Origin of the sequence: Pseudoalteromonas rubra (assembly GCF_000967655.1) — a bacterium.
Classification (GTDB): domain Bacteria; phylum Pseudomonadota; class Gammaproteobacteria; order Enterobacterales; family Alteromonadaceae; genus Pseudoalteromonas; species Pseudoalteromonas rubra_A.
Window position 1 is genome coordinate 40573 of the sequence record NZ_JXYA01000044.1, and the last position, 7499, is coordinate 48071.

The following is a 7499-nucleotide window of genomic DNA, read 5'->3' on the forward strand; positions in this document are numbered from 1 at the left end:
GTAGTTGAATGAAATTCATACGCTACAAAAGCTGATTGAGATCACTAGTGCGGTTTTATGTAGGCAAGTGCTCGAATAAGACTAGACGTGAAGCAGGAGAAAAAATGATAAGAATAATGACACAAAGCGACTTTCAACGTTTCTGGCCAACCTTTAAAGCGGTGATTGAACAACAAGAGACCTATGCTTTTGACCCCGACATGTCGCAGCAGGCGGCCTATGCACTGTGGTGCGAAAAAGTAGACTGTGCTTATGTTATGGTCGAAGGTGACGAGATCCTCGGAAGCTATTATTTAAAAGCCAATGCGATGGGCCCGAGCAATCATATTTGCAATTGTGGCTATATGGTCACAACTCAGGCAAGAGGTAAAGGGGTTGCGCGCACCTTGTGTGAGCATTCGCAAAATGAGGCAAAAGCGCGGGGCTACCTGGCTATGCAGTTCAACTCTGTGGTTGCCAGTAATCAGGTGGCGGTGCAGCTGTGGCAAAGGCTGGGGTATCAAATAATCGGAACAATTCCAAAGGCTTATCGTCATCCTCGTTTGGGCTTCACTGATAGCCATATCATGTATAAATGGCTCGACTAAAAACAATAATGTTATTTCATATCAATACCATAGGCTATAAAGAGGCATTGACATCGCCTCCTGGCCCGCCTATATTGCTGGCAACTTAATCAATCGTGAGAAGGTAAGTTGCGTTTACTACAGGGTCTGCTCAGCATAATTATGATGTTACTGATTGGCGTTCAATCGGTGACTGCTGCGGTCGATCCCGGCAACTTTCATCAACCTGATCAGGCACACCTGCAAACTAAGCACGTTCATGATGACAACTATTCTGTCTCGGACAGGCTTATTTTTGATGAGCAGGGACATGTGATCTCCGACTGTCACCATTGTGGCCATTGTAGTGGCAGTCATACTATTTGGATGTCAGCCCGGCTTGCTATGGTGTCCGGCCTTATCAATTGTGACCCCGCCTTTTTACCCGGCGACACTCAGGTTCGCCGACGGATTGAATCTCAGTTTAAACCTCCCATCGCTTAACTCTGTTTCTCTCTGATCGTATTCAGATCAGCCATATTTTTTGTCGTTTGACGGATTGCTTCCGTGTGCCTGTTGCTATGTGACAACAGGGCAGTGCAATGAGTCAGTCTCCTTTTGCCTGCAACAAACAGGCTGTGGCTTGCCGACAGTTTAGATGTGTGACAAGCCACGAGTTAAGAGGTTTAGATAACCATGAACAAACGTATTTTTAGCTATGCAGCTGGATTACTACTGATATCACTGAGGGTCGATGCGGGTTTAAGTGCCGACCAAGACCACAACCATACAGAACAACACCGCCCTGCAGGTGCTGCTCATGCTGCGCAGCCTCACGCACAAAGTGTGCTGCTTAATCAAGCCCAGCAAGCAAAGATCAATCTAAAGCTGGAGACAATCCAGCCAGCATATGAACGCATGCCACTTTATGCACCGGGCGAACTTAAGGCCAACAGTTACACCAGCTATGTGGTAACGCCGCGGATTGATTCTGTCATTGAGCGCCGTCATGCCGTATTGGGCCAGATAGTTGAGCCGGGCGATAAGCTGGTTACCCTATTTAGCCAGGATATGGCGCAGGCGCAGGCAGATTATCTTATTGCTGCCAGCCAGTGGCAGCGGTTCGCAAAATTAACCGATACGAGCCTGAGCGAAAATCAGCAGGTTGAAGCCAAAGCCCGGTTTAAGGCAACACAGGGTAAGTTATTTGCAATGGGGATGAGCCCGTCTGATGTCAGCCAGTTACAAGAGACTCAGTCGCTGGGCATATACACTTTGACTGCAAAGCGTGGCGGGATTGTTCTGGCGGATAATTTTGCTCAGGGCCAGCGCTTTGAGCCCTCAGAGGCGATTATGAAACTTGCCGATGAATCGTCCCTGTGGGTCGAAGTCAGGCTAGCAGCTACACAGCAAAGCCCGATTGATACCAGCACACCCGTTGAGATTGAACATAATCTTCGGCGTTATCCGGCAAAGGTGATCCAGCAGGGGCATACACTGGATCCACTGACGCGTACCCGGGTTGTTCGTCTGGAGGTAGACAACCCGGACGATACCTTACATGCGGGGATGTTCGTCAGTGCGTATTTTATGTTTAACACCGCAAAAGCGGTTATCGCGGTGCCTGAATCAGCCTTGGTCCGGGGCGCTGACGGTCAGTGGCAAATATTTGTGGAGCATGAGGCGGGTGAGTTTATTGCCACTCCTGTGCTGCGCAACAAGCAGATAGGAGATAGGGTCATTATTGAGTCGGCATTGTCCTCACAGATGATTGAATCTGGTGCCAGGGTGGTTGTTGAAGGGGCATTCTTTGTTGCTTCCGAATTGGCCAAAAGTGGCTTTGATCCACACAATCACTGAGGGCGCGAAAGATGCTAAATAAACTCATTCAAGGTGCAATTGCATACCGTGCTCTGGTGTTATTGCTGGCGCTTATGACTCTGACGGCGGCATTGTGGCAAATACCTCGCCTGGATCTGGATGCTTTTCCGGATGTGACCAATATTCAGGTTGCTGTCAATACTGAAGCGCCCGGATTAGCGGCGCAGGAAGTGGAGCAATTGATCACTTATCCCATTGAAGCAGTGATGTATGCGCTACCGGATGTTGAGCAGGTGCGTTCAGTGTCGAAAACAGGGTTATCCGGGGTGACTGTGGTGTTTAAGGAAGGCACGGATATTTACTTTGCCAGACAACTGGTGTTTGAGCGGCTCCAGGCTGCCCGTTCACTGATCCCGAATTCCGTTGGAACACCGGATATGGGCCCCAATACCTCCGGGCTGGGTCAGGTCTATCAATACCTGCTGGTAGCAGAGCCCGGCTCGGATTTTGACGAGATGGCGCTGCGAAGCCTTAATGATTGGGTGGTTAAACGTTTGCTGATGCCAGTAGAGGGGGTGACTGATGTGTTGTCATTTGGTGGGCAGGTTAAGCAATATCAGGTGGATGTAGATCCTGCACGTTTACTGGCCTACGGACTCACTCAGGCACAGGTTCAGCAAGCCCTGATGGATAATAATCGTAATGCTGGTGGCTGGTATCTTGAGCGGGGTCAGGAGCAACTGGTGATCCGAGGGGTTGGCTGGTTTGCAAGTGGTGAAGCAGGCCTGGCGCAAATTCGCCAGGTGCCCGTCAAGACGGACAACGGCACTGTGGTCCGGGTGAGCGATGTTGCACAGGTTAAACTGGGAGGTGAGATCCGCCAGGGGGCAGTGACCATGACCCGGCGAGATAACGCCGGTAAACAGCAGCTGATGGGGGAGGTTGTCAGTGGGATCGTACTCAAACGTATGGGGGCCAACACCAAAGCGATCATTGACGGGATCAACAACAAAGTAGCTCAGATCACCCGAGCCCTGCCGCAGGGGGTTAAATTTGTGCCGTTTTACGATCAAAGCATGCTGATCGACAAGGCCGTGAGCACGGTCGCCCAGGCGCTGTTGCTGGCCTTCGTGTTTATTGCCGTGGTGCTGGTCTTGTTTTTACTTAATCTGAGTGCGGCAATACTGGTTATACTTTCCGTACCTGCGGCCATCATTCTGGCTTTGGGGCTGATGTCTGTGATGGGCATGTCGGCCAATTTAATGTCACTCGGTGGGTTGGCGGTAGCCATAGGTATGCTGGTCGATGGCTCCGTGGTTATGGTTGAGCGTATCTTGCAACGACACGCTCAGTCGTCGACATCACCCGGCAGTGCCGTCAGACCGTTTCATGAACTGGTGAGCTTAGCAGCAAAGGATGTTGCTAGGCCTATCTTTTTTGCCTCTGCAATTATCTTGCTGGTTTTTTTGCCCTTATTTTCATTCGAGGGCGTTGAGGCCAAGCTGTTTGTGCCCATGGCAACCAGCATTATGTTGGCCATGCTGTGCGCCGTGGTCATTGCCTTACTGGTCGTGCCGCCCTTGGCCTGCTACTTGCTGAAAAGCCGCAAACCAGCGAGGCGCAATCCGGTATTGGATAAGGTCGAAGCGTATTATCATCAGTTACTGAAACTGGCGCAGCGCTACAGCAAAGCACTCCTTAGTGCAATCTCGGTGCTGTTTATGTTCGCGGTATACACGCTGACGCAAATTGGCACTGAGTTTGTTCCGGAGCTGGAAGAAGGAACGCTGAATTTGCGTGTAACGCTGGCACCTTCTGCCAGCCTGGATACGGCCTTATCGGTTGCACCTAAACTGGAACAAACGTTATTGGAATTTGAAGAAGTTACTTATGCATTGAGCCGCATTGGTCGCCCTGAGCTGGGGGGCGATCCTGAGCCGGTGAGCAATATCGAAATCTATATCGGGCTGCGACCTGTTGAACAGTGGAAAAATGCCCATACACGCGCTGCCTTGCAAGAAAAAATGGCAGCGGCGCTTGCGGTTCATCCGGGTTTACTTTTTAACTTTTCTCAGCCGATAGCAACGCGTGTTGATGAGCTATTGTCAGGCGTTAAAGCTCAGCTTGCCATTAAATTATTCGGACCCGATTTGGCGGTGTTGACGCAAAAAGGGGAAGAACTTGAGCATCTGGTAAAGGCAGTATCGGGCACCACGGATGTGGCATTGGAGCAGTTAAGTGGAGAGGCACAACTGGTGATCACACCGAACAGGCAGGCGTTGTCACGTTTCGGGCTCTCCGTTAATGATGTAATGGAGCTGGTCAGCAGTGGTTTAGGGGGCAGCGCTGCAGGGCAGATAGTCAATGGCAATGAAAGGTATGACATTTACGTCAGGCTGGCTGAACCGGCCAGGCGCAACCCCGCTGCAATTGAATCTCTCAGGCTGCTGTCACCCACAGGTGCCTGGGTGAGCTTAAAAGAAGTGGCAAACGTTGAGTTTGCCGAAGGTCCGGTACAGATCCGCCGTGATGACGTGCAGCGCAGAATTGTTGTGCAAGCCAATGTTTCGGACAGAGATATGGGCAGTGTTGTCACGGATATTAAAGCGAAGATGGATAGCGCATTATCACTGCCGCCGGGCTACAGCATTGAATTTGGAGGTCAGTTTGAAAGCCAGCAGCGTGCTCAAAAGCGATTGGCACTGGTGGTGCCCTGTGCCCTGTTACTGATGGCTTTGCTGCTGTTCGTGACCTTTAATTCGCCAGGTCAGGCGGCCCTGGTTATGCTGAGCATTCCACTGGGAGTGATTGGTGGCATCTTTTCTTTATACCTGTCCGGGCAATATTTATCAGTACCGGCGTCTGTAGGATTTATTACTTTATTTGGTGTTGCTGTGTTAAACGCGGTGGTGCTGGTAGAGAGTATTAATCAGCGCATTGCCGCAGGAGAGGACAGAGCTACGGCCATTCAAGAAGGGGCCGCTTCAAGGTTGCGTCCGGTATTGATGACTGCGCTTACCTCCGCACTGGGGCTCATGCCAATTTTGTTATCAGCGGGTGTGGGCTCAGAGGTTCAGAAACCCTTAGCCAGTGTGGTTATCGGTGGTTTGTTTACTTCAACTTTGCTGACTTTGTTCGTACTGCCCGTTTTATTTGACCGTTTCAGTGCTGCAAACTTAAAGAAGGACATCAATTAGTCGCGATGACAATCACAAAGCCGATCTGAGAGTCGGCTTTGTCCTCTGACAGTTTAACCCGACGCTTTTTTATTCAGCAAATAGACCGCGCACAAAGCGCAAGCACCACCCACTGCAACCCCAAGGCTGAGTCGCTCACCAAAGTACCAGGCCGACAATCCCATCGCGGTAACCGGTACGACGAAGACAAAAGAACTTGAGCGGTTGGGACCAAGCTTTTGTGTTGCTAAAAAGAATACGCTGGTGGCAATACTCACCACAACAATCGACAAAAAGAGTAAATGGTGCCAGTAATACGCGGGATACTGTGCGGCACTGGTGAACGGAGCGTGCTTGTACGCAAACCCGTAACTGATCAATGAGGCCCAAAAATACATGAGTGTGCTGAAGGTAATGAAATCCGCATAGCGGGTGCCACGTTGGCTGATTAACGTCAGAAAGGCCCAGGTCAGCGCAGCAAGAATAAAGTACAGATTACCTGCAGCCAATATTTGTTCGAGATTGAAATGCCACACCTCAATCATCAGCAGTCCGCCGCCCAAACCCAGTGCAAGTCCAACGCCCTGACGCCGGTTAATGGCTTGGCCCAGTAAAACGGCACTCAGAATAAAGGTAAACACTGGATTTGAGGTCGTGACCAGCATACCGCCCTTGCCAGGGAGTCCGTCGGCCAGCCCGAGAAAAAACAACTCATTGTATACTGCCAGCAAAATGCCCGCGGGTAACGACCAGGCTAGCGCGCGTCTATCATATTGCAGGCTCAGTAGCTTGAGTCTGTTCATTAACCACATAATCGGCAGCATGCTGATAGCAGCCAGAAACAATCGGTAGAATACGGTGACCTGAGCCGGAGCCACGTCGGCGATTATTTTTCCGGAGATCCAGCTCATGCCCCAAAAAAGCATGGCACAGATCAGCGCAAGTAAAATAGGGGAGTCGTTAGGCTGGTCTTGGCACGTTGTGGTCGACATGATAGTCCTTTCGATTTTAGTCGTTCTTTTGGATTCGCTAGCGTAGCAAATTTAGCTAAAAATGGGGCGATAAATTATAAACATTTATATGCATCTATATAAGAACAAGTCGGGCAATTGGCAGATCCTGAATGTGTTATGGCAGTTTAATCAGCTCCGGCGGCATGTCAGTAACTAGTGTAAGATAAGGGTACGCACTGTAATGGCCCGTAATTGCTTTTATCTGTCAGAAATCTATAGTTTGCACATAGATTATTCAGTCAGAGAATGCTGCCGTGATTACAAATATTGCCGTTACATACGAAAACAAAACATCAAAGCCAATTTTTGCATTTCTATGTCAAAAAGGAGAGATCAAAGCGCTTACCCTGACGCAGATCTTTCCGGGTTCTTCCTATAAGCTGTCAGCTGAATTTGAGGACCTCCATGAACTGGAAGTTGGTTTCGGTGATTCCTGGTCTAATCCTAAACTGGTTATGCCATTAAGTGCAGTGACTGGTTGTAATGAGTTTCAGGTCTGTCTTGATGACAATAATATGATGGAAGTAGAACAGTCCGGTGTTTCAGCAAAAAAGCACAAGCGATACTTTTATGAAGCGGTTTGTTAGTCGAGCGCATCATAAGAGAAACTGACCTATGTCGTTAAGAAGCCTTTGGTAGTGGTACACACTTCTGTGTTTTTCGACATACCCCCTTCCTTTATGGTCTCTGCTAGTACCGTTAATTAACCGCTGGGCAGCTCTAAATCTCTCTCTTTTACTTCATATCGAATCCAATTTAACCTGGTTTTAGTGGAAAATGCCTAGTTTGGTATAAATTTTATTCGAACGCGCCGTTTTTCTCACTTTTCTTCAAAAAAGGGGTTGCGCTGAGTTTCGATTTCCCTATAATGCGCATCCACCGACACGGGGCACAACGCTGAAAAGCAACGAGCCAAGTGAAGCGAAAGCCAAACGGAAAGCTTA

General features: G+C 49.4%; 6 protein-coding genes. 5 read left to right on the forward strand and 1 reads right to left on the reverse strand.

Going from position 1 to position 7499, the window contains the following annotated elements; translation table 11 throughout:
• Nucleotides 1-104 precede the first annotated feature (104 nt).
• From TW77_RS17955 to TW77_RS17970, 4 genes are all read left to right on the forward strand, one after another.
• Complete coding sequence (locus tag TW77_RS17955) at nt 105-587, forward strand: GNAT family N-acetyltransferase (protein WP_046006361.1); 483 nt, start codon at nt 105-107, stop codon at nt 585-587.
• Nucleotides 588-728: 141 nt separating this feature from the next.
• On the forward strand, nt 729-1049 hold the full coding sequence (locus tag TW77_RS17960; RefSeq protein ID WP_046006368.1) for a hypothetical protein: 321 nt from the start codon (nt 729-731) through the stop codon (nt 1047-1049).
• 192 nt (nt 1050-1241) lie between these two features.
• On the forward strand, nt 1242-2405 hold the full coding sequence (locus TW77_RS17965) for an efflux RND transporter periplasmic adaptor subunit (RefSeq protein ID WP_046006362.1): 1164 nt from the start codon (nt 1242-1244) through the stop codon (nt 2403-2405).
• Between the two features lie 11 nt (nt 2406-2416).
• Nucleotides 2417-5563 carry an efflux RND transporter permease subunit gene (locus TW77_RS17970; RefSeq protein WP_046006363.1) on the forward strand — a complete coding sequence of 1049 codons (3147 nt, stop codon included), beginning with the start codon at nt 2417-2419 and terminating at the stop codon, nt 5561-5563.
• 53 nt (nt 5564-5616) lie between these two features.
• Here TW77_RS17970 and TW77_RS17975 read toward each other — a convergent pair whose 3' ends face one another.
• On the reverse strand, nt 5617-6534 hold the full coding sequence (locus tag TW77_RS17975; protein WP_046006364.1) for a DMT family transporter: 918 nt from the start codon (nt 6532-6534) through the stop codon (nt 5617-5619).
• Nucleotides 6535-6809: 275 nt separating this feature from the next.
• Between TW77_RS17975 and TW77_RS17980 the strand changes: the two genes are divergently transcribed.
• Nucleotides 6810-7142, forward strand: coding sequence for a hypothetical protein (locus TW77_RS17980; protein ID WP_046006365.1), 333 nt, complete (start codon nt 6810-6812; stop codon nt 7140-7142).
• Nucleotides 7143-7499: the final 357 nt, after the last annotated feature.

What these genes read in the sequence shown, in the direction of transcription:
- TW77_RS17955 (WP_046006361.1), top strand. Translation starts at nt 105, where the DNA reads ATGATAAGAATAATGACACAAAGCGACTTTCAACGTTTCTGGCCAACC.
- TW77_RS17960 (WP_046006368.1), top strand. Translation starts at nt 729, where the DNA reads ATGATGTTACTGATTGGCGTTCAATCGGTGACTGCTGCGGTCGATCCC.
- TW77_RS17965 (WP_046006362.1), top strand. Translation starts at nt 1,242, where the DNA reads ATGAACAAACGTATTTTTAGCTATGCAGCTGGATTACTACTGATATCA.
- TW77_RS17970 (WP_046006363.1), top strand. Translation starts at nt 2,417, where the DNA reads ATGCTAAATAAACTCATTCAAGGTGCAATTGCATACCGTGCTCTGGTG.
- TW77_RS17975 (WP_046006364.1), bottom strand. Translation starts at nt 6,534, where the DNA reads ATGTCGACCACAACGTGCCAAGACCAGCCTAACGACTCCCCTATTTTA.